Annotated in this window: 24 protein-coding genes and 4 tRNA genes; 14 read left to right on the forward strand and 14 right to left on the reverse strand. The window is 53.7% G+C overall.

Annotated elements, in window-relative coordinates; all coding sequences use genetic code 11:
- The first annotated feature begins 106 nt into the window (after nucleotides 1-106).
- Nucleotides 107-1,285 (forward strand): 2-methylaconitate cis-trans isomerase PrpF, encoded by a 1,179-nt coding sequence (gene prpF / locus P8S54_RS16925; RefSeq protein ID WP_281442666.1) that lies wholly within the window; start codon nucleotides 107-109, stop codon nucleotides 1,283-1,285.
- Nucleotides 1,286-1,421: 136 nt separating this feature from the next.
- Here the strand turns inward: prpF and P8S54_RS16930 are convergent, their stop codons facing one another.
- A complete protein-coding gene (locus tag P8S54_RS16930; protein ID WP_009098637.1) occupies nucleotides 1,422-1,706 on the reverse strand; it encodes a ComEA family DNA-binding protein in 285 nt (94 codons plus the stop codon).
- Between the two features lie 274 nt (nucleotides 1,707-1,980).
- Here P8S54_RS16930 and pyrF point away from each other — a divergent pair, with 274 nt between their 5' ends.
- Nucleotides 1,981-2,682, forward strand: coding sequence for an orotidine-5'-phosphate decarboxylase (gene pyrF, locus P8S54_RS16935; RefSeq protein WP_281442667.1), 702 nt, complete (start codon nucleotides 1,981-1,983; stop codon nucleotides 2,680-2,682).
- 19 nt (nucleotides 2,683-2,701) lie between these two features.
- Here the strand turns inward: pyrF and lapB are convergent, their stop codons facing one another.
- From lapB to P8S54_RS16950, 3 genes are all read right to left on the reverse strand, one after another.
- A complete protein-coding gene (gene lapB / locus P8S54_RS16940; protein WP_281442668.1) occupies nucleotides 2,702-3,901 on the reverse strand; it encodes a lipopolysaccharide assembly protein LapB in 1,200 nt (399 codons plus the stop codon).
- Nucleotides 3,902-4,207 (reverse strand): LapA family protein, encoded by a 306-nt coding sequence (locus P8S54_RS16945; RefSeq protein WP_281442669.1) that lies wholly within the window; start codon nucleotides 4,205-4,207, stop codon nucleotides 3,902-3,904.
- Between the two features lie 109 nt (nucleotides 4,208-4,316).
- Complete coding sequence (locus P8S54_RS16950) at nucleotides 4,317-4,613, reverse strand: integration host factor subunit beta (RefSeq protein WP_009101549.1); 297 nt, start codon at nucleotides 4,611-4,613, stop codon at nucleotides 4,317-4,319.
- A 222-nt stretch (nucleotides 4,614-4,835) separates the two neighbouring features.
- Here P8S54_RS16950 and P8S54_RS16955 point away from each other — a divergent pair, with 222 nt between their 5' ends.
- Nucleotides 4,836-5,129, forward strand: coding sequence for a succinate dehydrogenase assembly factor 2 (locus P8S54_RS16955; protein WP_009101546.1), 294 nt, complete (start codon nucleotides 4,836-4,838; stop codon nucleotides 5,127-5,129).
- 334 nt (nucleotides 5,130-5,463) lie between these two features.
- Here P8S54_RS16955 and nadB read toward each other — a convergent pair whose 3' ends face one another.
- The 7 genes from nadB to uvrY form a co-directional block, all read right to left on the reverse strand.
- On the reverse strand, nucleotides 5,464-7,083 hold the full coding sequence (nadB, locus tag P8S54_RS16960) for an L-aspartate oxidase (RefSeq protein ID WP_281442670.1): 1,620 nt from the start codon (nucleotides 7,081-7,083) through the stop codon (nucleotides 5,464-5,466).
- A gap of 190 nt (nucleotides 7,084-7,273) precedes the next feature.
- A tRNA-Leu gene (locus tag P8S54_RS16965) sits at nucleotides 7,274-7,360 on the reverse strand.
- Between the two features lie 37 nt (nucleotides 7,361-7,397).
- Nucleotides 7,398-7,471, reverse strand: a tRNA-Cys gene (locus tag P8S54_RS16970).
- An 11-nt stretch (nucleotides 7,472-7,482) separates the two neighbouring features.
- A tRNA-Gly gene (locus P8S54_RS16975) sits at nucleotides 7,483-7,557 on the reverse strand.
- A gap of 84 nt (nucleotides 7,558-7,641) precedes the next feature.
- Nucleotides 7,642-8,190 carry a CDP-diacylglycerol--glycerol-3-phosphate 3-phosphatidyltransferase gene (gene pgsA / locus P8S54_RS16980; RefSeq protein ID WP_035540894.1) on the reverse strand — a complete coding sequence of 183 codons (549 nt, stop codon included), beginning with the start codon at nucleotides 8,188-8,190 and terminating at the stop codon, nucleotides 7,642-7,644.
- Between the two features lie 100 nt (nucleotides 8,191-8,290).
- The gene (uvrC, locus tag P8S54_RS16985; protein WP_281442671.1) at nucleotides 8,291-10,105 is read right to left on the reverse strand and encodes an excinuclease ABC subunit UvrC; all 1,815 of its coding nucleotides are present in this window, start codon (nucleotides 10,103-10,105) and stop codon (nucleotides 8,291-8,293) included.
- A gap of 46 nt (nucleotides 10,106-10,151) precedes the next feature.
- The gene (uvrY, locus tag P8S54_RS16990) at nucleotides 10,152-10,802 is read right to left on the reverse strand and encodes a UvrY/SirA/GacA family response regulator transcription factor (RefSeq protein ID WP_281442672.1); all 651 of its coding nucleotides are present in this window, start codon (nucleotides 10,800-10,802) and stop codon (nucleotides 10,152-10,154) included.
- A 175-nt stretch (nucleotides 10,803-10,977) separates the two neighbouring features.
- On the opposite strand from uvrY, the gene P8S54_RS16995 reads away from it, so the two are divergent.
- Nucleotides 10,978-11,053, forward strand: a tRNA-Ala gene (locus P8S54_RS16995).
- A gap of 159 nt (nucleotides 11,054-11,212) precedes the next feature.
- Here the strand turns inward: P8S54_RS16995 and argF are convergent.
- Nucleotides 11,213-12,133: an ornithine carbamoyltransferase gene (gene argF, locus P8S54_RS17000; protein WP_281442673.1), complete on the reverse strand. Its 921-nt coding sequence runs from the start codon at nucleotides 12,131-12,133 to the stop codon at nucleotides 11,213-11,215.
- Nucleotides 12,134-12,351: 218 nt separating this feature from the next.
- Between argF and grxD the strand changes: the two genes are divergently transcribed.
- The 8 genes from grxD to P8S54_RS17040 all read left to right on the forward strand — a co-directional run bounded on the left by grxD (nucleotide 12,352) and on the right by P8S54_RS17040 (nucleotide 18,279).
- Nucleotides 12,352-12,702, forward strand: coding sequence for a Grx4 family monothiol glutaredoxin (gene grxD, locus P8S54_RS17005; RefSeq protein ID WP_009101532.1), 351 nt, complete (start codon nucleotides 12,352-12,354; stop codon nucleotides 12,700-12,702).
- A gap of 107 nt (nucleotides 12,703-12,809) precedes the next feature.
- Nucleotides 12,810-14,753: a DNA polymerase III subunit gamma/tau gene (dnaX, locus tag P8S54_RS17010; RefSeq protein WP_281442674.1), complete on the forward strand. Its 1,944-nt coding sequence runs from the start codon at nucleotides 12,810-12,812 to the stop codon at nucleotides 14,751-14,753.
- Nucleotides 14,754-14,807: 54 nt separating this feature from the next.
- Nucleotides 14,808-15,134 (forward strand): YbaB/EbfC family nucleoid-associated protein, encoded by a 327-nt coding sequence (locus tag P8S54_RS17015; protein ID WP_009101528.1) that lies wholly within the window; start codon nucleotides 14,808-14,810, stop codon nucleotides 15,132-15,134.
- A gap of 3 nt (nucleotides 15,135-15,137) precedes the next feature.
- A complete protein-coding gene (gene recR, locus P8S54_RS17020; protein ID WP_009101527.1) occupies nucleotides 15,138-15,743 on the forward strand; it encodes a recombination mediator RecR in 606 nt (201 codons plus the stop codon).
- Nucleotides 15,744-15,794: 51 nt separating this feature from the next.
- Nucleotides 15,795-16,928 (forward strand): ribonuclease D, encoded by a 1,134-nt coding sequence (rnd, locus tag P8S54_RS17025; RefSeq protein ID WP_281442675.1) that lies wholly within the window; start codon nucleotides 15,795-15,797, stop codon nucleotides 16,926-16,928.
- Nucleotides 16,925-17,218 carry a YcgL domain-containing protein gene (locus tag P8S54_RS17030; protein ID WP_281442676.1) on the forward strand — a complete coding sequence of 98 codons (294 nt, stop codon included), beginning with the start codon at nucleotides 16,925-16,927 and terminating at the stop codon, nucleotides 17,216-17,218. Before rnd ends, P8S54_RS17030 begins: the two co-directional genes overlap by 4 nt.
- Complete coding sequence (locus tag P8S54_RS17035; protein ID WP_281442677.1) at nucleotides 17,215-17,793, forward strand: ACP phosphodiesterase; 579 nt, start codon at nucleotides 17,215-17,217, stop codon at nucleotides 17,791-17,793. Before P8S54_RS17030 ends, P8S54_RS17035 begins: the two co-directional genes overlap by 4 nt.
- A 30-nt stretch (nucleotides 17,794-17,823) precedes the next feature.
- On the forward strand, nucleotides 17,824-18,279 hold the full coding sequence (locus P8S54_RS17040; protein WP_281442678.1) for a YcgN family cysteine cluster protein: 456 nt from the start codon (nucleotides 17,824-17,826) through the stop codon (nucleotides 18,277-18,279).
- A 51-nt stretch (nucleotides 18,280-18,330) separates the two neighbouring features.
- Here the strand turns inward: P8S54_RS17040 and P8S54_RS17045 are convergent, their stop codons facing one another.
- Both P8S54_RS17045 and P8S54_RS17050 read right to left on the reverse strand, forming a co-directional pair.
- Entirely contained in the window at nucleotides 18,331-18,486 is a 156-nt protein-coding gene (locus tag P8S54_RS17045; RefSeq protein WP_281442679.1) for a hypothetical protein, read from the reverse strand.
- Between the two features lie 193 nt (nucleotides 18,487-18,679).
- Entirely contained in the window at nucleotides 18,680-20,773 is a 2,094-nt protein-coding gene (locus tag P8S54_RS17050; RefSeq protein WP_281442680.1) for a prolyl oligopeptidase family serine peptidase, read from the reverse strand.
- Nucleotides 20,774-20,835: 62 nt separating this feature from the next.
- Between P8S54_RS17050 and P8S54_RS17055 the strand changes: the two genes are divergently transcribed.
- The gene (locus tag P8S54_RS17055; protein WP_281442681.1) at nucleotides 20,836-21,261 is read left to right on the forward strand and encodes a hypothetical protein; all 426 of its coding nucleotides are present in this window, start codon (nucleotides 20,836-20,838) and stop codon (nucleotides 21,259-21,261) included.
- Between the two features lie 30 nt (nucleotides 21,262-21,291).
- Nucleotides 21,292-22,071: a class II glutamine amidotransferase gene (locus P8S54_RS17060; protein WP_009101512.1), complete on the forward strand. Its 780-nt coding sequence runs from the start codon at nucleotides 21,292-21,294 to the stop codon at nucleotides 22,069-22,071.
- The last annotated feature ends 104 nt before the right edge of the window (nucleotides 22,072-22,175 follow it).

Here is a 22,175-nt window from a genome sequence, read left to right on the forward strand (position 1 = left end):
GCCGGGCTCTTTTTTCGGCATATTGTTATTGAGTATGGTTATTGAACATGGCTATTGAGCGCAGTCATTAAGAATAATCATTGAAAAAGGTTAGGGAGTGTTATTTATGTCTCATGCTGCACAAATCAGTATTCCTGCCACCTATATGCGTGGTGGTACCAGCAAAGGGGTTTTTTTCACGCTGAGCGATTTGCCTGAAGCAGCCCAGGTTCCCGGTGAAGCCCGGGATAAGCTGTTAATGCGTGTGATCGGCAGTCCAGACCCCTACGAAAAACAGATTGATGGCATGGGCGGGGCGACGTCCAGCACGAGTAAGACCGTGATTCTTTCCAAAAGTGAGTCGTCGGATCACGATGTCGATTATCTGTTTGGTCAAGTATCGATTGATAAACCCTTTGTAGATTGGAGCGGCAACTGCGGTAACTTATCCGCAGCCGTTGGGCCATACGCGATAGCTAACGGTTTGGTAGACCCCGCCAGGGTGCCAGAAAATGGCATGGCTGAAGTGCGTATTTGGCAGGTCAACATCGGTAAGACGATTGTGTCTCAAGTGCCGATTGTTAATGGCCAAGTACAGGAAACCGGTGATTTTGAGTTAGATGGCGTCACCTTTCCCGCCGCTGAGATCCCCGTGGCTTTTATGGATCCCGCTGATGGTGAAGGAGCGATTTTCCCAACGGGTAATTTAGTCGACGACTTAGAAGTACCTGGGGTAGGCGTTCTAAAGGCAACGCTGATTAATGCGGGTATTCCGACAGTGTTTATCAACGCCCAGGATATTGGCTATACCGGCTGTGAACTGCAAGAAGCAATTAACAGCGATGCCAACGCGCTGGCTATGTTCGAGACTATTCGCGCTCACGGTGCCGTACGTATGGGGTTAATTAAGAGCGTTGAGGAAGCATCAAGCCGGCAGCACACACCGAAAGTGGCGTTTGTGGCTCCCGCCGCCAGTTACACGTCTTCCAGCGGCAAAGCCGTTGATGCGAAAAATATTGATTTAGTGGTGCGGGCGCTTTCAATGGGTAAATTACATCACGCGATGATGGGCACTGCAGCGGTGGCGATTGGTGCGGCGGCGGCTATTCAGGGGACGTTGGTGAATCTGGCGGCAGGCGGCACTGAGCGGGAGGCGGTCACATTCGGGCATCCATCGGGTTCCCTGCGAGTTGGCGCAAAGGCAAGCTTAGTTGAAGGGCGATGGCAGATTGATCAAGCCGTTATGAGCCGAAGCGCGCGGGTATTAATGGAAGGTAAGGTGCGTATCCCCGGTGATACGTTTTAAAAGCCCCTGACTCATCACGGTGTTGATCAGACGCTTTTACGCTATCTATGTTATTACTTTCAACCGCTCGATGATGGCCGTCAAGCGGTTGAAAGTGTTGCTTTATTCGTCAACCGTTACTACGTGTTAAAAGTGACTACTCGTCAAAGGCTACTTGGTCGCGCATACGATCAACAGTGGCGGGACCAATGCCGTTAACGCGGGTTAGGTCATCTGCGTTTTCAAATGCGCCGTTGGTTTCCCGCTCTTCAATAATGGCAGCCGCACGGCTTGGGCCTACGCCCGGAAGCTCAGCCAGTAGCTCTTCATCTGCGGTATTTACATTGATGGGTGCCACTGCTTGGGCTAGGGCGGCACCTGATAGGCCTAAACTGAGGCTAAGCAGCAGTGCCGTTAGCAATCCTTTTAACGTTGTTTGCATGGATTAGCATCCTTTGAGTTGTTGGTTGGGCCGCCTATGCGCTTTTCACTAAGGCATGCTGCTTGCCTGGAAATAGCATTGCGGCCATGTGTTTTAAGCGGTGAAGTTTTATTAAGACGCCGCCCTGGTAAACTTAAGCGCTTCATCATGAAAATGCTGTAAGCCATGTACGACTGTTTTTGTAAGCATTTTGCTACGGGTTATGAGCAAATCGCTTACACAGCAAGGCTGGTTGGGCTGTTACAATGCGCCAAAATGAACATGGAGTACGCCCGTGGCTACTGATTCCCCCTTGATTATCGCCCTTGATTACCCCTCCCTAGATGCTGCTTTATGCATGGCCGATCAGTTAGATCCTTCGCGCTGCCGTGTAAAAGTGGGTAAAGAGTTATTTACGCGCAGTGGCCCAGCTGTGCTGGAAGCGCTGCATGGACGTGGGTTTGAAGTGTTTCTTGACCTGAAATTTCACGATATTCCTAATACGGTCGCAGGCGCGGTGCAAGCGGCGGCTGAGCAGGGTGTTTGGATGGTTAATGTGCATGCCTCAGGGGGCCGCCGCATGATGGAGGCTGCTGCTAAACGCTTAATAGACCACAACTTATCAACACATCTAATTGCAGTGACTGTATTGACCAGTATGCAGGCTGAGGATTTACATGAGGCAGGTGTGGCGGCCACGCCGCAGGATCAGGTTATGCGATTAGCAGCGCTCACCCAGCAAAGCGGTTTAAATGGAGTGGTTTGTTCTGCACAGGAGGCTGCTCAGATTAAAGCGCAGTGTGGTGCTGAGTTTTTGAAAGTAACCCCCGGTATTCGGCCAAGCTTTGCTGCTGCGAACGATCAACAGCGGATTATGACGCCTTCTGAGGCGATGCGGGTAGGCAGCACCCATTTGGTAGTGGGGCGGCCCGTTACCCAAGCCGAGGACCCTATGGCGGCGCTGGTGGCCATTGAAGCAGAGTTGGCGGCTTCTTAATGCTTGTTTGAGTCTTGCGCTATTCGCCTTCGACGCCAGTAATAGGCTTGATAGTGCCCCAGCGGCGGCAGCTGGGGCATTGCCATACTAGGCTGTCGCTGGTAAATCCACAGCGTCGGCAGCGGTGACGAGGCCTGCCTTCCATAAGTGCCTCGGTATGATGCTTTAAAAGTAGTAACCGCGTATCGGGTGGGGATTTGCCGCTAAGGCGTTGGCTTTCCGAATAGAGGTCGATCAGGTAATCAAGCCCGCCCAGGCTAGGGGCTTCACGAAGCCATTCTCCGGTGCGCTCTATCGCGCTATCAACACCGTCGCGGTGATGAATTAGCTCGCCTAGCGTGATAATCACACTGGTATAAGGTGCGTGGCCAAGCAATTGGTAGAGCTGGGTCTCAAAGCCATGTAAGTCGTTATTGCGCTCATAGGCGCGCTGGAGAGCTGGCAGCATCGTGGGGATATGAGCGATATCTTGGCGAGGTATGCGTTCAAGGCCGTCAATGGCGCGACGGTAGTGCCCGTTTTCCATTTCTAACTCAGCTAAAAGCAGGGTGGCGCGAACGCAGCGCTCGTCTAGCTGCAGCGCTTTTTTTAAGTGTTTTCGAGCCAGCGCACGGCTGGACTGTTGAATTTCTTCTAAAGCCAGTTCGCATAACCAATGAGCTGCCGGTCGGCGCATGCCGGGCTGTTGCTTTAAGAGAGGCTGAGCAATATCCAGTGCAGACTGCCACTCTTTCTCACGCTCTAGTATATCGATCAGTAAGCGTTTGGCTTCTTGATGGTAAGGGGAATTAACAGCGTTTTCTAAAAGGTCGCTTAGCAAACGCTGCGCGCGGTCATGGACGCCTAGCGCCATAAAATCACGGGCTAGTTCGAGCTGAATATGCTGGTTGGTAGACGCAGAGAGCGCTGGGCGAGCAAGTAAATTTTGGTGAATACTGACGGCTTTGTCGGCTTCGCCGCGTGCCCGAAACAGCTTGCCTAAGGCAATGTGAGTGCCCACGGTATCGCTGTTAACTTCCAGCGCATGGATAAAGGTATTGATTGCTTCGTCAGGCTGCTCATTCAGAAGATAGTTCAGCCCGACGAAGTACTCGCGCGATATGTCTGGAGCGCGCAAGTCTAGCGTGCGCTGCTTGCGGAGGGAGGCGTGTCGGTATCCCAGGCCAAAACCAATGGCGATGGCTGCCAATAGTACACCCAGCAGCGCGAGATCAAGCATTTACGCCACTTCCTTTAGCTCCTGGGTACGTAAACGGTCCAGCTCTTTGCGCTGCTGTTTACTGTGGCGCTCGCTGCGCGCCAGACGCGCTTTCAGCCGTACATAAACACCCAGCATAGCGAGCATGCCTAAAATAACGCCAAAGGCTAATGTGGCCAACAGCCATACAGAGAGAGAAACGGGAGGCAGTTCGACCCAAATCAGGTTTAAGGCTACGGTTTGCTGATTGTTGACGGCAAACAGAATGCCGATCAGCAGCACAACCAGCAAAATGACGGCCAGAATCAGCCCTTTTATCCAACGCATGAGAGTTTCCTAGTCTGTGACGTTCAAGGTGATGCTATTGTGTCTGAGTCTGGAAGCGACGTCATCCCGCAGAAGGTCTGATATGCATGTAAGAGCACGCGCGGCTCGGCTAGTAGCCCAGTGCACGGCTTGCATCTACCTGCTCGCGTAGCTCCTTACCCGGTTTGAAATGGGGGACATATTTACCCTCTAAGTCGACAGGGTCGCCGGTTTTAGGGTTACGCCCTACGCGTGGTTCCCGGTAGTGCAGCGAAAAGCTGCCAAAACCGCGGATCTCCACACGTCCGCCGCTAGCTAAAGCGTCCGTCATATCATCCAAGATAATACGCACCGCCGTTTCTACTTCTTTAGCGGATAGCTCCGGTTGCCGCATTGCGATTTGTTCGATTAATTCAGATTTGGTCATCGGTTGGCTCCCTGCGAACTTATATGGCGCGTTGATGCTTGCGACCTCGATAACATCGAATCCAGCATACTGCGCATGCCGATATAAAACAATTCAGATAAAACAAGGTACTAGGTTAATTAGTGTGTAACTGAATTACAGCATAGGCGAAGGTTGCCGCTGGCGCGACCCTGTGGCTTAGGTATACTGGCATTTCATTTCATCTATCCCGAGAGGCTGACGTTGAGCGACGATACTTCACCAGCAGCAATACTGCGCAAGCGACTTTACTGGCACTCTCGCCGCGGTATGTGGGAGCTGGATCTGCTACTTATTCCTTTCCTTGAAAAACGCTTTGATACGCTCAGTGAGGATGATCAATTAGCGTATGAGCGGTTAATCGAAGAAGAGGATCAAGACCTGTTTGTGTGGTTGATGCACCGTGAATGGCCTGAGGATCCTGCACTGCGTCGATTGGTACAAATGATTGTTGAACATGCTGAAACCACCGATAACTCTGCCTATCGCACGCTCTAAGTGTCAAAGCGCATGCCATGCAACGTTGGCGTTAGGGCTTTGTATGGTATTGAGCTGGGTAGTGCCCATAGGATGGGTGGCTGTATTGGTGCTATGCGTAGCGTATGTGGTTTGGCGCCAGTATCAGGCGCAGCCCAGCGGTGATTTGCAGTTGGTAAAGAGTGGTGCTCAGCTTTCTGGGCGTTGGCTGCTGGGAAATGGAGAACTGGGTGAAGAGCGGCCGGTGCGCTGCGATTATATTGGCCCGTGGCTGCTTGGACTTCACTTAGGGCCGCAGAGGGTGTGGCTATGGCCTGATAGCTTGCCAGCCCATAGACACCGGGAGCTGCGCCGATTATGTCACCGGGCAGGTCGTTAACTGCTGCAAGGTGAGCCTAGATGCAGTGGCATTACTCTGCTGTCCAGGCCAGTCGGTTGAGTAGTGTAGCCCTCGAGACTCCTGACGCTGCAGAGCCGCTAATACGGTTAGCTGGGCAAGCTTCAAGGACTGCTTGAAGCGTATGCTCTCAGGGTGCGCACGCCTCTCGTCCTCATTGCCTAGCGTACTGGCAAGAAACTCTTCTAGTTCTAGCTCAATTTCGACGAGCTTTTCCCGCGCTGTAGCAAGGCTTTGATTGCTACGCACAATCGATACGTAGTGGCTCATCACTTCGCGCATGGCGCTGCGCAGCATAAGAAGTTTTTCAACATCAATAATGCCAGCCTTGTGGCTGGTTTTTGCAGCGTTCCCTTTATCACTCGGCAGGGGGGTGTTGGGCTGGGCAAGTAAATGCTGCGCACAGCTTCGCGCGTATACTAAGCACTCTAAGAGTGAATTGCTTGCCATGCGGTTTGCGCCGTGTAGGCCGGTACAGGCGGTTTCGCCAATGGCATACAGGTTCGCTACGTGGGTGGCGCCTTTGTGATCGGTTGCGACGCCGCCACAGCTATAGTGCGCAGCTGGCACAACGGGGATCGGTTGGCGGGTAATGTCCAGTCCGCGGGTGGCGCAATGGGCTAAAATCGTTGGGAAGTGATGGGCAATAGCCGTCTCACCAAGATGACGAATATCGAGCCATACATGCCCTTGGCCGCTTTGCTGGATTTCTGCGTCGATCGCCCGAGCCACTACATCGCGAGGGGCAAGTTCTGCGCGTGGGTCAATGTCGGGCATGAACCGATGACCCGCTTCATTTAATAAATGGCCACCTTCACCGCGCACAGCTTCGCTGATTAAAAAGGCGGGGCCTTCTGGGTCGAATAAACAGGTAGGGTGAAACTGCTGGAACTCAAGGTTCATCAGCACGGCACCGAGCTCGGCTGCCATTATCATGCCTTCACCGCTGCTGGGAGAGGGCGTGGTTGTGTGGCGGTAAAGCCCGCTGGAGCCGCCAGTAGCTAACACTGTGTACCGGGCTAGGAGTGTTTTGTAGCGCTGCTGTGTGTCTGTCCCCGTGGCGCCAATGCACTGGCCAGTTTCATCGCTGAGCAGGTTTAAAACCGTTAGGTCACTGCGTTGGGTGATGTTCGGGTGGGCGCTGACTTTGTTCAGCAGCGTATCGACAACAGCGCGTCCCGTGGCGTCATCTGCATGGATAATGCGCCGGGCATTGTGGCCACCCTCTCTAGTAAGATGGTAAGGGTAGCGAGCGGCGGGGTCGGGATCGGGAGTAAACGGTACGCCGTTATCAATTAGCCATTGAATAGCGTCTGGGCCGTGGGTAACCGTGTGCCTTACCGCCTCTTCATTGCATAGCCCGTCGCCAGCAACTAACGTATCACGCATATGGGCTTCAAGATCGTCGTCGGGGGACAGTACGGCAGCAATGCCCCCCTGTGCCCACCGGCTGGCACCTTGGTCATCAACCGCTGGACGCACTAGCGTCACTGAGAGGTGGTCTGCAACCTCAAGCGCCAGGGTTAAACCGGCGACGCCGCCGCCGATGATTAGTACGTCGGATGTTGGCGTGCTCATGGGCCCGCTCCTTTTTCTCACGATCAAGCGCTGTGCGGTAATAAGGCAGGCATCATAGCGTGACCATAATCGCTTGGCGATGTGTGCGAATAAAAAATTGCACGCTAGTCTCGGGATAGATAAGTATTGCGCAAACAAAAAAGCCGCGTAGATCAATTGATCTCGCAGCTTAGTTCGTTTAACTAATAAATGGTGCCCGGAGCCGGACTTGAACCGGCACGGAGTTACCTCCGAGAGATTTTAAGTCTCTTGCGTCTACCAATTTCGCCATCCGGGCAGTGTATCGAAGACAAGGTCTGCCGCTACACTGAAAATGGAGGCTGGAGTCGGAATCGAACCGGCGTACACGGAGTTGCAGTCCGCTGCATAACCACTCTGCCATCCAGCCTAACAAGTCGTTGGAGCGGGAAAGGAGATTCGAACTCCCGACCCTCGCCTTGGCAAGGCGATGCTCTACCACTGAGCTATTCCCGCTCGACTCGAGGGCGAATTATACGCACCAGGGCGAGCTTGTCAATCAATGAATTTATCAGCAAGCACAAACAGATACTCTCTTTTTTACATTGAGCGGCTGAGGTGTGGCCATGCAGACTTTAGGTACTGAATCATCGACCAAAGGGTCAAGATAGCCGCTGCATAAAGCACCACGACGCCGAATAAGGCGATCTCGTGCCCTGGCGGAAAGGCTAATAAAATAAGGATGGCCACCATTTGCAGCGTGGTTTTGAGTTTTCCGATCCAAGAGACAGCCACCATGCCGCGTTTGCCCATTTCCGCCATCCATTCACGTAGTGCTGAAATGACGATCTCGCGGCCAATGATGACCAGCGCAGGCAGGGTTAATATCAGGGTGTCGAAGCGTTCGATAAGCAGCGCAAGCGCCACTGCCACCATGAGTTTGTCGGCCACAGGGTCCAGGAAAGCGCCAAACGGCGTTGACTGGTTCCAGCGACGAGCTAGGTAGCCATCTAGCCAGTCGGTTACTGCTGCCAAGGCAAACAGTCCTGCTGCAAGCGGCATGCTCCAGCTGAACGGTAGATAAAAAAGCACTACCATTAGCGGGATGAAGACGATTCTTGCCAGAGTCAGTATGTTGGGTATATTCATCGCAGGGCGCGATCCTTGCCGGAGAGTCATGAAAGACGGAGTGTTTGCTGAGGAAGTATTCTATCTCCCTTGGCTAACAGCATCCATGTTAAGCGTCGGTTTATCCATTAAGCGCATTGTAAATTGTTTCTGCAAGAGCAGCGTTAATGCCGGGCACTCGGGATAGTTCATCGCGGCTAGCCTTCTGTACGCCCTGTAGACCACCAAAAAACCGCAGTAGCTCACGCCTGCGTTTAGGGCCAATGCCAGGAATGTCTTGTAGCGTCGATGTGCGTCGCGCTTTATCCCGCTGAGCGCGGTGTCCGGCGATGGCAAAGCGGTGCGACTCGTCCCGAATGTGCTGGATCAAATGCAGGGCGGGCGAGGCGGGATCCAGCGGTAAAGGGTTGTCGGTGGTTTCTAAAAACAGAGTTTCAAGTCCCGCTTTACGCGTAGTGCCTTTGGCAACGCCGAGTAAAATAATATCCGTTACTTCCAGGTCAGTTAGCACACTGCGTGCCATATTTAGCTGCCCTTTGCCGCCATCAACAATCAAAATATCTGGGGCGATGGCTTCGCCGCTTTTTACACGTTTAAGGCGCCGGGTTAGCGCCTGCTGCATGGCGGCGTAGTCATCTCCTGCTGCCACCCCTTCGATGCGGAAATGACGATAATCGCTTTTACGCGGCCCTTGATGGTCAAATACCACGCAGGAGGCGACTGTCGCTTCGCCGTGGCTGTGGCTAATATCGAAGCACTCAAGGCGCTCGGGAATTTTATCGAGCGCTAGCGCTTTTTGCAGCGCTTCAAAGCGCTGGGTGAGCTGAGTTCTGTTAGCCAACTGAGAAGCAAGCTGCTGCTCCGCGTTAGTCATGGCCAAATGTTGCCACTGGGCGCGATGGCCGCGTACCTGGCTGGCAACGCGTATGCGCTTACCTGCTTGCTGGGATAAGGCGCTTGCGATCAGGCTGCTGTCTTCAAGCGGGTGGCTGGTGATCACTTCGCTGGGCACATTATGGGGTTGGCCAAAATAGTATTGGCTAACGACCTCGGTGAGTAGCATTTCCGGTGGCAGGTCCAGGTCATTTTTAGGCATGTGGTGTCGTGCGCCAAGCAGGCGCCCATCCCTCACGCTAAGCACGGATACTCCCAGTGCGCCCGGCCGCTGGGCCAGTGCAAAGATATCGGCATCGCCGCTTTCATTATCGACAAACTGACGCTGCTGCAGTTGCCTAAGCTGCTGTATTTGATCACGTAGGCGGGCAGCTTCTTCAAAATTTAGTGCGTGGCTGGCAGTTTCCATTTCGGCAGTGAGCGCTTGTGTGACGTGCTCGCTTTTGCCTTCCAGGCACATAACCGCGTGCTCGACGTCGCGGCGGTACTCTTCCTGAGAGATGTAGCCTACACAGGGGGCGCTGCAGCGCTGGATTTGGAACTGGAGGCAGGGGCGTGACCGGTGGGCAAAAACGCTATCCTCACAGTTGCGTATGCGAAAAATTTTCTGCATGAGTGCTAGGCTTTCTCGCACGGCGCCGCTACTAGGGTAGGGCCCTAAGTAGCGGCCGTCGTCACGCCGCTGACGTGCTCGCTTATACTCAAGTGCAGGATAAGAGTGGCGGTCGGTCACAAATACAAAGGGGTAGGACTTATCATCCCTCAATAGGATGTTATAGGGCGGCCGCAGCTCTTTGATCAGCGTTTGTTCCAGCAGTAGTGCTTCGGTTTCGCTGCGGGTAACGGTAATTTGAATATCGGCAATTCGTCCGACCATTGCCTGAGTTTTGGTGTTCAGCTGACCACGGAAGTAGCTGGCAAGACGCGCTTTTAAACGCTTGGCTTTGCCGACATAGAGGGTGTTTTGCTCCTCATCTAGCATTCTGTAAACCCCCGGAGAGGTACTTACAGAGCTCAGAAACTGCTTGGCATCAAAAGTCATAGCTGGGTGTCGGCGCTTCAAGACGGCAGAGCCTGCGATGGTAGGGCTATCCCAGGCTTGGGTCAAAGCCCTCAACTAGCCCGTGGCGCAGGGCGAGATGGGTTAGCTCAACGTCAGTGGCAACCTGTAGCTTATCAAATAGCCGATATCGGTAGGTATTAACGGTTTTCGGACTTAAATGTAGCCTATCGGATATATCCTGAACGCGCTGGCAATTAACGATCATCAGGGCGATTTGCAACTCGCGGTGCGATAGCTGGCTAAACGGATTATCTTCGTCCGTAAAGTGAGAGAGCGCTAGGCGTTGGGCAATCTCTTGGCTCACATAGCGGCGCCCATGAAAAACCTGGCGAATGGCATCGGTCATTTCTGCCGCATCAGCACCTTTGCTCAAAAAGCCCGAAGCGCCTGCCTCTAGCATTCGCCGCAGCACGCTATCTTCCATGTGGGCGGTCAGAATAATAACTTTGATATCTACTAAGGTGCGATGGATACGCCGCGTGGCTTCCAGCCCGCCAATGCCTGGCATGCGTATGTCCATAAGTACAATATCAGGTTTCATTACGCGACACTGAGTAACGGCATTTTCGCCATCGACAACTTCGCCGACGACCTTAATGTCGGCCTCTTCGTTCAGCAGGTGCGCAATACTGGTTCTCACCAGGTGGTGATCATCGGCGATTAAAACGTTGATCAAAAGGCAGTCTCCTGCATGGAAATCTTCTTGGACACGGGCGCTCGCCCTGTATGTTGAAGCATAGAGTGCCACAGCTCCTGGCAAAGGAGAATTAGAACATGGTTGTCTAAGCTTTGTCTTGACGATGGGCAGCTTCTAGCCTAGTATTTGCACCGCTGCTGCAACGGCAGCATGTGGGGCCTTAGCTCAGCTGGGAGAGCGCAACACTGGCAGTGTTGAGGTCAGCGGTTCGATCCCGCTAGGCTCCACCAAGATTCATAAAAAACGCCTCGCTAACACTAGCGAGGCGTTTTTTTATGCCTGTCATATTTTTATATCTGTCAGTTTTTATACCTGCAGTGCCTATGTATCAATGGTTTGAGACACTTTGCTTGGTCAAACCGTCACTGCAGGTTTACGGTAGTTTTTTGCTAATCGTTAACTTTGCCAAGTAGCAAGAACTCTATCAGTGCTTTTTGGGCATGCAGGCGATTGCCCGCTTCTTGCCAAACCACCGCGCGTGGATCGTCAAGCAGCGTATGGCTAATCTCTTCACCCCGGTGGGCAGGTAGGCAGTGTAAAAACAGGGCATCTGGTTTGGCGGTGTCGAGCATTGCCTCGGTGACCTGGAAACCAGCAAAATCTGCTTCGCGTTTGGCCTGTTCTTCTTCTTGCCCCATGGAAGCCCACACATCGGTGGTGATTAGATCGGCATCCTTGGCGGCGGCTTGTGGGTCATGGAGTAGTGTGATGCAGTCACCGGCAGCGGCCATAATATCGGCGCGGGGTTCATACCCTTTGGGGCAGCAAATGCGCAGTTGAAAGCCAAATTGGCGTGCCGCGTTAATCCACGAATGGCACATGTTGTTGCCGTCGCCTATCCATACCGCTGTGCGGCCTTGCACGCTTCCACGCAGCTCGGTCCAGGTCATAACGTCTGCTAACAGCTGGCAGGGGTGATAGTCGTCGCTCAAGGCGTTGATCACCGGCACGCTGCTGGCGCTGGCGTAGGTTTCCAAGCCTGCGTGAGAAAACGTACGGATCATGACTGCATCGACCATCTCTGAAAGCACGCGAGCGGTGTCTTCGATCGGTTCGCCACGGCCCAACTGGGTGTCGCGGGGAGAGAGAAACAGCGCGTGACCGCCAAACTGCGCCATGCCCGTTTCAAATGAGACGCGGGTACGGGTGGACGATTTTTCGAAAATCATCGCCAGCGTGCGGTTAGGCAGCGGCGTATAGACAGGGCCGTTGGCTTTCAAATCGGTTTTGATTTTGATGGCACGCTGAATCAAATACGCCAACTCATCGGGTGATAAATCCAGCAAGGTAAGGAAATGGCGTGTCGCCATGGTGGCTTCTCTCCGCGCAAAAACCCTATCCTAGCGATGCGGCAGGGGATGCGCAACGCGAGCAGCATGCGTAGAATGGCCTCTACAAGATATGGCTGAGTAGTTTGCTCAAGTATTGGCTAGCACAGCAAGGGGAGCAACACTTGGCCGTAGGGTTAAAGCCGGTGAGCGAATTGCGTAAACTGGCTTGGATCACATTATTGTTTTAGGAGCATACGATGAGCACGACAGCCGAAAATATTCAGCGCCAAATTAGCGAAAACCCGATTCTTATCTACATGAAAGGTTCTCCGCAGCTACCCCAGTGCGGTTTTTCCGCACAAACTGTTCAGGCACTGATGAGCTGTGGCGAGCGTTTTGCGTTTGTAAATATCTTGGATAACCCAGATATTCGCGCTGAGCTGCCAAAAATTGCTAACTGGCCGACGTTTCCGCAGCTGTGGGTGGAAGGTGAGTTAGTGGGCGGCTGCGATATCGTCATAGAGATGCATCAAAATGGCGAGCTTGAGAAGTTAGTGAAAGAGGCTGCTCAGCGTGCGGGTGCTGCCGAGAGTGGCGATAACGCATAATGTAACGCCGTGCCTAAGGGCTGTGCGGTTGGCGGGCGTAAGCCCAGCCGCTAGAATGGTGTTTCGTCACGCATAGACAGTCAGCCCGCCAAAGGAAGTTTTGCTCAATGAGCTATCAGGTTCTGGCCCGCAAATGGCGGCCGCGTACATTCCACGAGCTTGTGGGTCAGGCCCATGTTCAACGCGCCTTGGTCAATGCCCTTGACCAAGGCCGCTTACATCATGCCTACCTATTTACAGGTACTCGCGGTGTGGGTAAAACCACATTGGCGCGTATCTTGGCTAAGTGCCTTAATTGCACTGCCAGTGGGCGAGGTGATGAAGGTATCACGTCAACCCCTTGTGGCCAGTGCGACAGCTGCAAAGCGATTGACGAAGGCCGCTTTGTTGACCTAATCGAAGTCGATGCAGCGTCACGCACGAAAGTCGAAGACACCCGCGAACTGCTGGATAACGTTCAGTACGCGCCCACTCAAGGGCGCTACAAGGTGTACTTAATTGACGAAGTACACATGCTCTCTACCAGCAGCTTTAACGCACTGTTGAAAACGCTTGAAGAGCCACCGCCCCACGTCAAGTTTTTGTTGGCGACTACCGACCCGCAAAAGTTACCTGCCACTGTGCTATCGCGCTGTTTGCAGTTTACCTTAAAGCATATGCCCCCCGAGCGCGTGGTTGAGCATTTAACCTATGTGCTGGGTGAAGAGGGCGTGGCGTTTGATGAGAGTGCGTTGTGGCTGTTAGGTAAAGCGGCCGAGGGCTCAATGCGTGATGCTATGAGCCTGACGGATCAAGCCATTGCCTTTGGCCAAGGCGCGGTGCGTCATGCTGATGTAGCCGCCATGCTGGGTACGTTGGACCACCGGCATGTCCTAGCATTGGTAGAGGCGCTGGCGGATGTAGATGTGCAGCGGTTACTGGCAGAAGTCGCGCAGCTTTCAGAGCAAGGGCCTGATTTCGCGGCAGTGCTTGATGAACTAAGCGCCATTTTGCACCGCTTGGCGGTGGCGCAAATGGTGCCCGATGCGGTGGATAACAGCCACGGTGACCGCGCGCTTATTCAGCAGTTGGCAGGCCGCTTTACCGCTGAAGATATTCAGCTCTATTACCAAATTGGTATTCAAGGACGGGGCGATATGGTGCATGCCCCTGACTTACGCAGTGCCTTAGAAATGACACTGCTGCGTATGCTGGCGTTTCGCCCCCAAGGGGTGCCTAAGCCTCCCCGTACGCCGTTGCCGTTACGCCCAGAGCCAGCGGAAGACACTAATGGGGCAGCATTGCAACCAGCGTCAATGGGTGAACCAGCATCGTCAAAAAAGCCTGAACCTGCACCGGCAGTAGTGCAGGCTAGTCCGCCTGCTCAGGCCGTTGTGCAGGAGGCACCAACGCCTGAACCTCCCGTTGATAAAAGTGAGCAAGCCCCGCCCTGGTCGCTTGATGAAGTAGAAAGCGCCGCTATGCTCTCGCCAGAGCCAGAGCCAGAGCCAGAGCCAGAGCCAGAGCCAGAGCCAGAGCCAGAGCCAGAGCCAGAGCCAGAGCCAGAGCCAGAGCCAGAGCCAGAGCCAGAGCCAGAGCCAGAGCCAGAGCCTATGCCGGTGGCGCAGGCTTCGCCAGCACCAGAGTCACCTGTCCCTCAGGCTGATAGCGTGCTTGACCACCATCAGTGGCTGGCTCGATTTAATGCGCTAGGCTTGGGAGGCCTTACGCGTAATTTAGCGGCGCACTGCCAAGTCGAAAGCGATGATGGTCACACCCTCGTGCTTCGGCTAGATCCAGGGCAGGCCGCGATGAAGGCGGAGGTACATCAGACTCGCATCGAGAAAGCGCTTAAAGCGCAGGGCGTACCCCGTCGTATTGAATTTACGGTAGCTGAACTGGCGGCTGACGTGGAAACGCCGCGTCAGCAAGAAGAGCGGTTACACAAAGAGCGCCATGCTTTGGCTGTTGATCTACTGCACCGCGACCCCAATATACAGAAGCTTCAGCAAGCATTTGGGGCAACGCTTGTAGAGTCAACCGTTAAGCCAGCGTCTGACGTGCGTTCCTAGTCCGGCTGTTTGACTTGCTATGCATATTTTTTAGACCTTTCAGGAGATAGCCACATGTTTAAAGGTGGAATGGGCAACATAATGAAGCAAGCCCAAGAGATGCAGGAAAAAATGCAGCAGGTTCAAGAGGAAGTTGCTAAAGCTGAAGTTCAGGGGGAGGCGGGTGCCGGTATGGTGAAGGTCACCATGAATGGCCGCCACGACGTTAGCAACGTGACCATTGATCCTAGCGTACTGGAAGAAGACAAAGAGCTTTTGGAAGATTTGCTGGCCGCTGCAGTAAACGACGCTGTGCGTAAAGTCGAAATTAGTTCAAAGGCTAAAATGGAAGAAGCAACCGCCGGCCTGAACTTGCCGCCCGGTTTTAAGATGCCGTTTTAAGCTATGCGATTTTCTCCGCTGGTGGAGCAGCTCATGGACGCGTTTCGTGTGCTGCCAGGTGTTGGGCCGAAAACGGCCCAACGTATGGCTATGCACCTGCTAGAGCGAGAGCGTCCAGGCGGACAGCGGCTGGCTTCCATCATTCAGCAGGCCATCGAAGAGGTGGGGTATTGTCAGCGCTGCCGTACCCTGACAGAAGCGGATATCTGTGCTCTGTGCCAAAGCGCTCGGCGTGATGATGCGTTGTTGTGTGTGGTTGAGTCACCCGCTGACCAGCTTGCCATCGAAGAAGCCGGAGGGTTTCAGGGGCGCTATTTTGTGCTACATGGCCACCTGTCTCCTCTTGATGGAATTGGGCCTGATGCCATTGGCTTAGACTTGTTGGAAGCGCGAGTAGCGGAAGGTGCTATAAGCGAAGTCGTGCTAGCAACGAATCCCACGGTTGAGGGTGAAGCTACTGCACACTATATCGCGTCACAGCTAGCTCACTACGGCGTTAAATTCTCCCGATTGGCTTACGGTGTACCTATGGGTGGTGAGCTTGAGTACGTGGATGGCGGTACTCTGAGCCGCGCATTCAATGGTCGGCAACCCTTCGCCAGCGATTGACCACAATAAAATGCAAGCGCTACGGCGGTTGTACCAACCTGGAAGTGTCTCTTGTCCTCTTTAACTGCCCCTTTATATCAATGGATTGATAACGCCGAAGCGCTTGATGCGGCCTGCGCGCATGTGGCGGCTGCACCAGTCATCGCTTTAGATACCGAATTTTTCCGAGAAAATACCTTTTTTCCGGTACCTGCACTGCTTCAGTTTACCGCTGGAGAGCAGGCCTACTTGGTGGATCCGCTGACGACTCCCTGCACCGCGGCATTTCGCCAGTTATTGCAAAACGATGCAGTGAAACTGCTGCATGCGTGCAGTGAAGATCTGGAGGTTTTTCAGCACTGGGCAGGCGTGCTCCCATCGCCTCTGGCGGATACCCAGGTGGCGCAGGCGTTTTTGGGTGAAACCCCCGGCATGGGGTATCAGAAGTTGGTGGAGCTGTGGATGGGGGAGACGCTGCCCAAAGAAGAAACGCGCTCCAACTGGTTAGTGCGCCCGTTGACGCCCTCTCAGTGTGAATACGCGGCGCTTGACGTGATCTATCTGCTTAAAGTGTGGTCGCTACAGGCAGAAAAGCTTGAGGAGCTGGGGCGGCTCTCCTGGCTGAAGGAAGAGTGCGCGACGCTGATTGAGCAAGCGGGTAGGAGCGTAGAAAGCGATGGGCAGTGGTTCACCCGCCACCGCCAGCTTTGGCGCCTCTCACCGCGTCAGCTAGAAGCCTACCGTGTGATGACAATATGGCGTGAAGGTGAAACCCGCCGCCGGGATTTGCCGCGTAACTGGCTAATCAGCGATAAGCTCTTGTTCGCAATAGCGGAAGCGATGCCTAAAAATCGCTATGAGCTGGCGGATGTTGAGGGTGTGAAACCCATGTTGGTTAAAAAAGAGGGTGATGCACTGCTCGCTTTATTAAAACAGGCCCACCATTGTGATGAAGTTGACCTTCCAGCGCCGTGGCCAGACCCCATGCAGCCTGAGTTTAAGCGGCGTTTTAAAGCCGTTAAAAAGGTAGTCACCGATAAAGCGGTAGCGCTAGGAATTGCACCTGAGCTGCTGCTGCGTCGTCGTGATATTGAAGCGATGGTTATGCAGCAGCTCGCCGGTGAGTCGCCAGCACCCTTAAGTGGTTGGCGCGATGACTGTTTAACTGAAGGCTTACTCCACGCCTTGAAGGAGACCTCCCAGTGAGCGAAAAGATTCTCTGTGAAGTGTTTAAAAGCTCGCGTAAAGAAGAGATGTATCTTTATGTTGATAAGCGAAAAGGACTAGAACCGGTTCCTGAGCTACTGATGGAAACCTTTGGCAAGCCCATTGCGGTTTTTACGATGATCTTAACCGCTGATAAGGCGCTAGCGCGTGCCAGCGCAGCAGACATCATGGCATCGATTAATGAGAAGGGGTTTTATCTGCAAACACCCCCGGCCAAAGAAGCTTACTTATTGGATGTTCATCGCGCCCACGTTAATCGCCAGCAATGAATTTTCTCGCCCACGCTTGGCTTGCCCATCGCGGCAGTGACGCATTTCTGTATGGCAATTTAATTGCTGATGGTGTGAAGGGGGGCAATCTGCGCGCTTGGCCTGAAGCAGTAGCGAGTGGTATCCGTCATCATCGTCGGGTTGATGCCTGGGTAGATGCTCACCCTAGCGTATTAAACGCCAAGCAGCAGGCGCCGCATCTTCAGCGGCGTTATGTGGGCATCGCCCTGGATATTGTCTGGGATCACTTTTTAGCTCGGCGGCAGCTCGGTGATGACGATTACGAGGTTCTGGTGGAGCGCTGTTATCAGCTACTTTCGGCCAGACCTGCTCCTAACCGTCTCGCGACAATGATGCCGCTATTAGTGGAGCATGATTGGCTGAGGGGTTATGCGGATTTCGACTTTACCTGCCGAGCGATAGCAGGCGTTGGTAAACGTTTATCAGGGCCCAATCGCTTGGCTGAATTAGTCCCTTGGCTTAATGAGAATTACCGCTGGTTGGAAGATGATTTTGATACGCTATGGGCAGAGTGCATAGACACGCTGGGCCACCCTGGCACGCCAGGCAAGTGATATGAACGATTACTTAGAAAGGTACTACCAATGCAGCCCACAATGCGCGAACGCTTTTGGGAAAAATACGCCCTTGATGAACTCACGCCCCAAGAGTGGGAAGCGCTGTGTGATGGCTGTGGGCAGTGTTGTCTGTTAAAGCTACATGATGACGAAACGCAAGAGCTGGCTATTTTAAACGTTGCTTGCCGCTTGTTGGATATCCAGAGCTGCCAGTGTAGCGACTATGCGAACCGTTTTGACAGCGTGCCGGACTGTACTCAGTTAACCCCTGCGCTGGTTAAAGAATTTACCTGGCTACCTCAGACATGTGGCTATCGACGGGTAGCCGAAGGCCGCAAGCTTGCAGGCTGGCACCCTTTGCTCAGTAACGATGCCGAGCGGGTGCATAGAAAGGGTATTAGCGTTCGCGGCTTTGCAGTTTCGCAAGATAAGGTGCCAGAACGGCGCTTGGAAGAGCATATTATTGCCGTGCTTCCCATGTGATCTTGATATAGACCACATCTCCCTCAATAACGCGCCTCTCCGGCTTAGCCCTTAAACGGCTGGTTGACGCTTGGCGTTATCCCAAATCGTCAAGAAGGCTTCTTTAATAGGAGCAGCGGCCTTTTTTACGCTGCCAGTCGGTTGTGGGCGAGTGGATGCTTTTAAAGGTGCATCCCATATAGTGGGGAATTGTTCCTGGTTTTTCATTGCGCTCTCCTGGGGTTTGCTTAGTTGAATATCAATCTGATCTTTTAGACGTTGGTATATGCTACTAAGGAGTAGTATGGCGCAAAATTTTATTTATGGAAAGCATTTCCATAAATAAATTGTTGTCGGCATGCATGCCGAAAAAAAGCCCCGACGTTTGCTATTTACTGACAGGACGGGGCTTAGTACTTATTTAATCGGTCACGTTCGGATCAAGTCCCAGCGCCCAAAGAATAAAAGCATCTTGGCGGGCAGTGTCTCGCCAAGCTTTGAATCGGCCGGAGGCACCCCCGTGGCCGCTACTCATGTCGGTATGTAATAAAATGGGGGCTTCACCTTGTTGAGCCTGAGAAACACGGGCGTAGAATTTGGCCGGCTCCCAGTAGCTCACCCGCGTGTCAAACCAGCTGCCTTCGATCCATAGCGCCGGATAGCGTTGCTGAGTGATATTGTCGATAGGCGAATAGCTAGAAATGCGCTGCTCTACTTCTGGCTTCTCGGGATTGCCCCATTCGCTGTATTCAGCGGTGGTGAGCGGTAGCGCCGGGTTTTGCATGGTGCGCAGTACATCTAGGAACGGTACGTCGAGCACTGCCGCGCAGAACGCATGGGGGGCACGATTGAGGCAAGTGCCCACTAGCAGCCCACCCGCGCTGGCACCACAAGCGGCAATGCGCTGGGGGTCACTCACTCCTTTCGATACCAGCAGCTCCCGCGCAGCTAGAAAATCATTAAAGCTATTCTCTTTATGCGCCATTTTGCCCTGTAGGTACCAGGGTTCGCCGCGTTCTCCACCACCACGCACATGAGCAACGGCAAAAGCCACGCCGCGTTCCAGAAGCTCTAGCCGGGCGATGGAGAACCAAGGGTCTAACGCCTCACCGTAAGCCCCATAGCCATAAAGCAGTGTTGGCAGCGCTTGGTCAGCTAAATCTGCACGCATAACCACCGATACAGGAACCTCCTCGCCATCATTACTAGTGGCCCATAAGCGACGGCAAACCAGCTGTTCCGGTGAGAGGTTGCCAAAAACCGCAACACGTTTGAGCAGCGTGCGCGTGCCGCTTTGTAGATCTAGCGAAAACCAGCTGGGCGGCTGGGTGAACGACTCTTCCCTTAACCGTACCTCCTGCGTATCAAAGTGCGGCGAGTCCTCCAGCAGCTGTGAACAAGGTGTTTCAGGTAGCGCAATATAGTCATCCACGCGCGCTTGTTGATGTTCACCTAGTACCAGGCGTCGCAGCACTACCTGTGCTTCGCGATGGCTACGCTCAGCCACTATAAGGCCCCATGCAAACGCATCGACCCCTTCTAACGTAGCGTCATCTCGATGGTGAATTAACGCCTGCCACGAAGCGGTGTCTTTACCGAGCTGCTCTTCCGCCAGGTAGTCGAGTTGAAAATGGGGGCCGGTTTGATTTTGCAGTCGATAGAAGACGCCGGGGCGGTGATCAACACTGACTTCAATGCCGGGTTGGCGGGTATGTAGATATGCTAGTGTAGCTGCAGGATTAGCGGCGGGGAGTATGGCAATTTCCGTGGTGTCCTTGGAGCCACTATCAATCAGCAGCCACTCTCTAGAACGAGTTTTGCCAACTCCTAGCCAAAACTCAGGATCTTCTTCGCGGATAACCAGTGTGGGTGCTGGCAATTGATCTAGCGCGGTGAAGGGAACCCATAGCCGCCAAAGACTATCCGGGCGCTGGGTGTCGTCAAAACGGGTAAAAAGCAGCGTGGCGCCGAGCACTGTTTGGTCTTCTGCCCAGCAGAGGCTAGGGCCAATGTCGCTCAATAGCTGTTTCGGCTCGCCGTTAGGCAGCGCTTTTAGCCATAGCGTAAAGCGCTCATCTCCCTGGGTGTCTTCAGTCCATGCGAGCCACTGCTCATCGGGCGAAAGTGCCATGTCGCCCATGTCATAAAAAGGATGGCCGGCCGCGCGTTCCCTGACATCTAAAAACAGTTCGCGCTTTTGTGGTTGGCCGTTTGGGTAGCGCCACCAGCACGGGTAGTCATCCTCTGCGCCGGTTTCACTCCAGAACGTAAAGTGGTCTAGCGCTGTCTCAAGGCTGGTGACGGCAAGTTCGCGGCGGGCTAAATGGCTTTCATAAAGTGTATCTGCCAGCGGCGCTAGCGGCGCAAACCATTCGCCATGTTCCTGATTGGCGGCATTTAAAAACTCGGCCACTTCTGGCGCTTCGCGCGCTTCTAACCAGTGCCATTGTGGATCATTGGCGCGATAATAGCGCGCAATGGGTGAGCCTTGGTTAACGCCGGGCTGTGCTTTCATAAATTGATAGGTACCATAACGGGAAATCAACGTCGGGTGAGTCCACCCACATGAGGGGTATTATGCTGTTTGTGAACTCAATGTCACTGATGTGGCTAAGTTATTACGGCCTTTCACTGCTGGTACTTGTAGCCGTGTACTTTGCATTAGCGTGGTTGCCGCGCCTGCCGCGGTTAGTGTTGACATGGATAGTGGCGGGTGCAATGTGGATGCCTGCCAGCTTTCGTTTGCCGTTGGTTGAAGAGGGCGAGTTCTACACGGGCTTGGCCCCGGCGGCAATGGTCTCGGCGGTGGGCGTGTTAGAAGGTAGCGCCGCAGGGCTGCGTGGTGGGCTTTTATGGTTGATTTTAGGTATGGCGCTGGGCGCTTGTGTGGGCATAGCGCTTTGGTGGTGGCGTCGCCCACACAATATTGATGAAGCCCCACCGTCGCGTGAGGTGGAAGAGGACCCTACGCCTAACCGCCGCCGCGAACCGGTGATTAACTAATGGCTGGCCCGGCCCTCAAGGAGCCTCTTAATGTGTGAGTTGCTGGGCATGAGCGCCAACGTTCCCACGGATATCTGCTTTAGCTTTTCAGGTTTTTTACACCGTGGTGGGGGCACCGGCCCCCACCGTGACGGTTGGGGTATAGCGTTCTACGAGGAGGGAGGGTATCGCGAATTTCGAGACCCACACCCTTCTGTGGATTCACCCATTGCCCGATTAATTTGTGATTACCCCATCAAATCTAATGTGGTGATCAGCCATATTCGCCAAGCTAACGTGGGTGGCGTACGCCTTGCTAACACCCACCCCTTTACCCGGGAAATGTGGGGGCGGCCCTGGTGCTACGCCCATAATGGGCAGTTAAACGATTGGCAGCAGCTACCTTTGGGCGTTTATACCCCTGTCGGTACGACCGACAGCGAACATGCTTTTTGCTGGCTAATGGGGGAGTTGCGGCGCGCTTTTCCTACGCCACCGGCAGCCGCTGAACGTGTTTGGGAGCGTTTACATATGCTCTGCGAGCAGCTTCGCGGGTTAGGTGTATTTAATTTGCTGCTTTCTGACGGCGCCTATCTTTACTGTTACTGCTCAACAAAACTTGCTCACATCACTCGCCGTGCGCCCTTTGGAGAAGCGGAGCTTTCTGATGCGGAAATTACCGTAAACTTCATTGAGCACACCACCCCAAATGATGTTGTATCAGTGATGGCGACTGAGCCGCTGACCCAAAATGAAGCGTGGGAGCGGATGTTGCCAGGCGAGCTTTTGGTTTGGCGAGAAGGAGAAATTCAAGCTCGTTACTGTCCATAACTGTAACAATCGCTACAGTAGTAATAGTAGATAGACCAGTGGCCGCGCTGCTGATTTACGCACAGGGCTATAAGCTAAAGTTGAAACGTAAGTTTCAATCGATC

This window comes from Halomonas sp. M1 (assembly GCF_029581375.1).
GTDB lineage: Bacteria > Pseudomonadota > Gammaproteobacteria > Pseudomonadales > Halomonadaceae > Vreelandella.

Bases quoted from the DNA above. Each gene is read 5' to 3' on its own strand.
- recR (WP_009101527.1), top strand. From the start codon at position 15,138: ATGCGATTTTCTCCGCTGGTGGAGCAGCTCATGGACGCGTTTCGTGTG.
- nadB (WP_281442670.1), bottom strand. From the start codon at position 7,083: ATGAGCACGCCAACATCCGACGTACTAATCATCGGCGGCGGCGTCGCC.
- P8S54_RS17060 (WP_009101512.1), top strand. From the start codon at position 21,292: ATGTGTGAGTTGCTGGGCATGAGCGCCAACGTTCCCACGGATATCTGC.
- P8S54_RS17045 (WP_281442679.1), bottom strand. From the start codon at position 18,486: ATGAAAAACCAGGAACAATTCCCCACTATATGGGATGCACCTTTAAAA.
- uvrC (WP_281442671.1), bottom strand. From the start codon at position 10,105: ATGACTTTTGATGCCAAGCAGTTTCTGAGCTCTGTAAGTACCTCTCCG.
- P8S54_RS16930 (WP_009098637.1), bottom strand. From the start codon at position 1,706: ATGCAAACAACGTTAAAAGGATTGCTAACGGCACTGCTGCTTAGCCTC.
- P8S54_RS17015 (WP_009101528.1), top strand. From the start codon at position 14,808: ATGTTTAAAGGTGGAATGGGCAACATAATGAAGCAAGCCCAAGAGATG.
- P8S54_RS17055 (WP_281442681.1), top strand. From the start codon at position 20,836: ATGCTGTTTGTGAACTCAATGTCACTGATGTGGCTAAGTTATTACGGC.
- P8S54_RS17040 (WP_281442678.1), top strand. From the start codon at position 17,824: ATGCAGCCCACAATGCGCGAACGCTTTTGGGAAAAATACGCCCTTGAT.
- P8S54_RS17050 (WP_281442680.1), bottom strand. From the start codon at position 20,773: ATGAAAGCACAGCCCGGCGTTAACCAAGGCTCACCCATTGCGCGCTAT.
- P8S54_RS16945 (WP_281442669.1), bottom strand. From the start codon at position 4,207: ATGCGTTGGATAAAAGGGCTGATTCTGGCCGTCATTTTGCTGGTTGTG.
- prpF (WP_281442666.1), top strand. From the start codon at position 107: ATGTCTCATGCTGCACAAATCAGTATTCCTGCCACCTATATGCGTGGT.
- grxD (WP_009101532.1), top strand. From the start codon at position 12,352: ATGAGCACGACAGCCGAAAATATTCAGCGCCAAATTAGCGAAAACCCG.
- P8S54_RS17035 (WP_281442677.1), top strand. From the start codon at position 17,215: ATGAATTTTCTCGCCCACGCTTGGCTTGCCCATCGCGGCAGTGACGCA.
- lapB (WP_281442668.1), bottom strand. From the start codon at position 3,901: ATGCTTGATCTCGCGCTGCTGGGTGTACTATTGGCAGCCATCGCCATT.
- argF (WP_281442673.1), bottom strand. From the start codon at position 12,133: ATGGCGACACGCCATTTCCTTACCTTGCTGGATTTATCACCCGATGAG.
- pgsA (WP_035540894.1), bottom strand. From the start codon at position 8,190: ATGAATATACCCAACATACTGACTCTGGCAAGAATCGTCTTCATCCCG.
- P8S54_RS16950 (WP_009101549.1), bottom strand. From the start codon at position 4,613: ATGACCAAATCTGAATTAATCGAACAAATCGCAATGCGGCAACCGGAG.
- dnaX (WP_281442674.1), top strand. From the start codon at position 12,810: ATGAGCTATCAGGTTCTGGCCCGCAAATGGCGGCCGCGTACATTCCAC.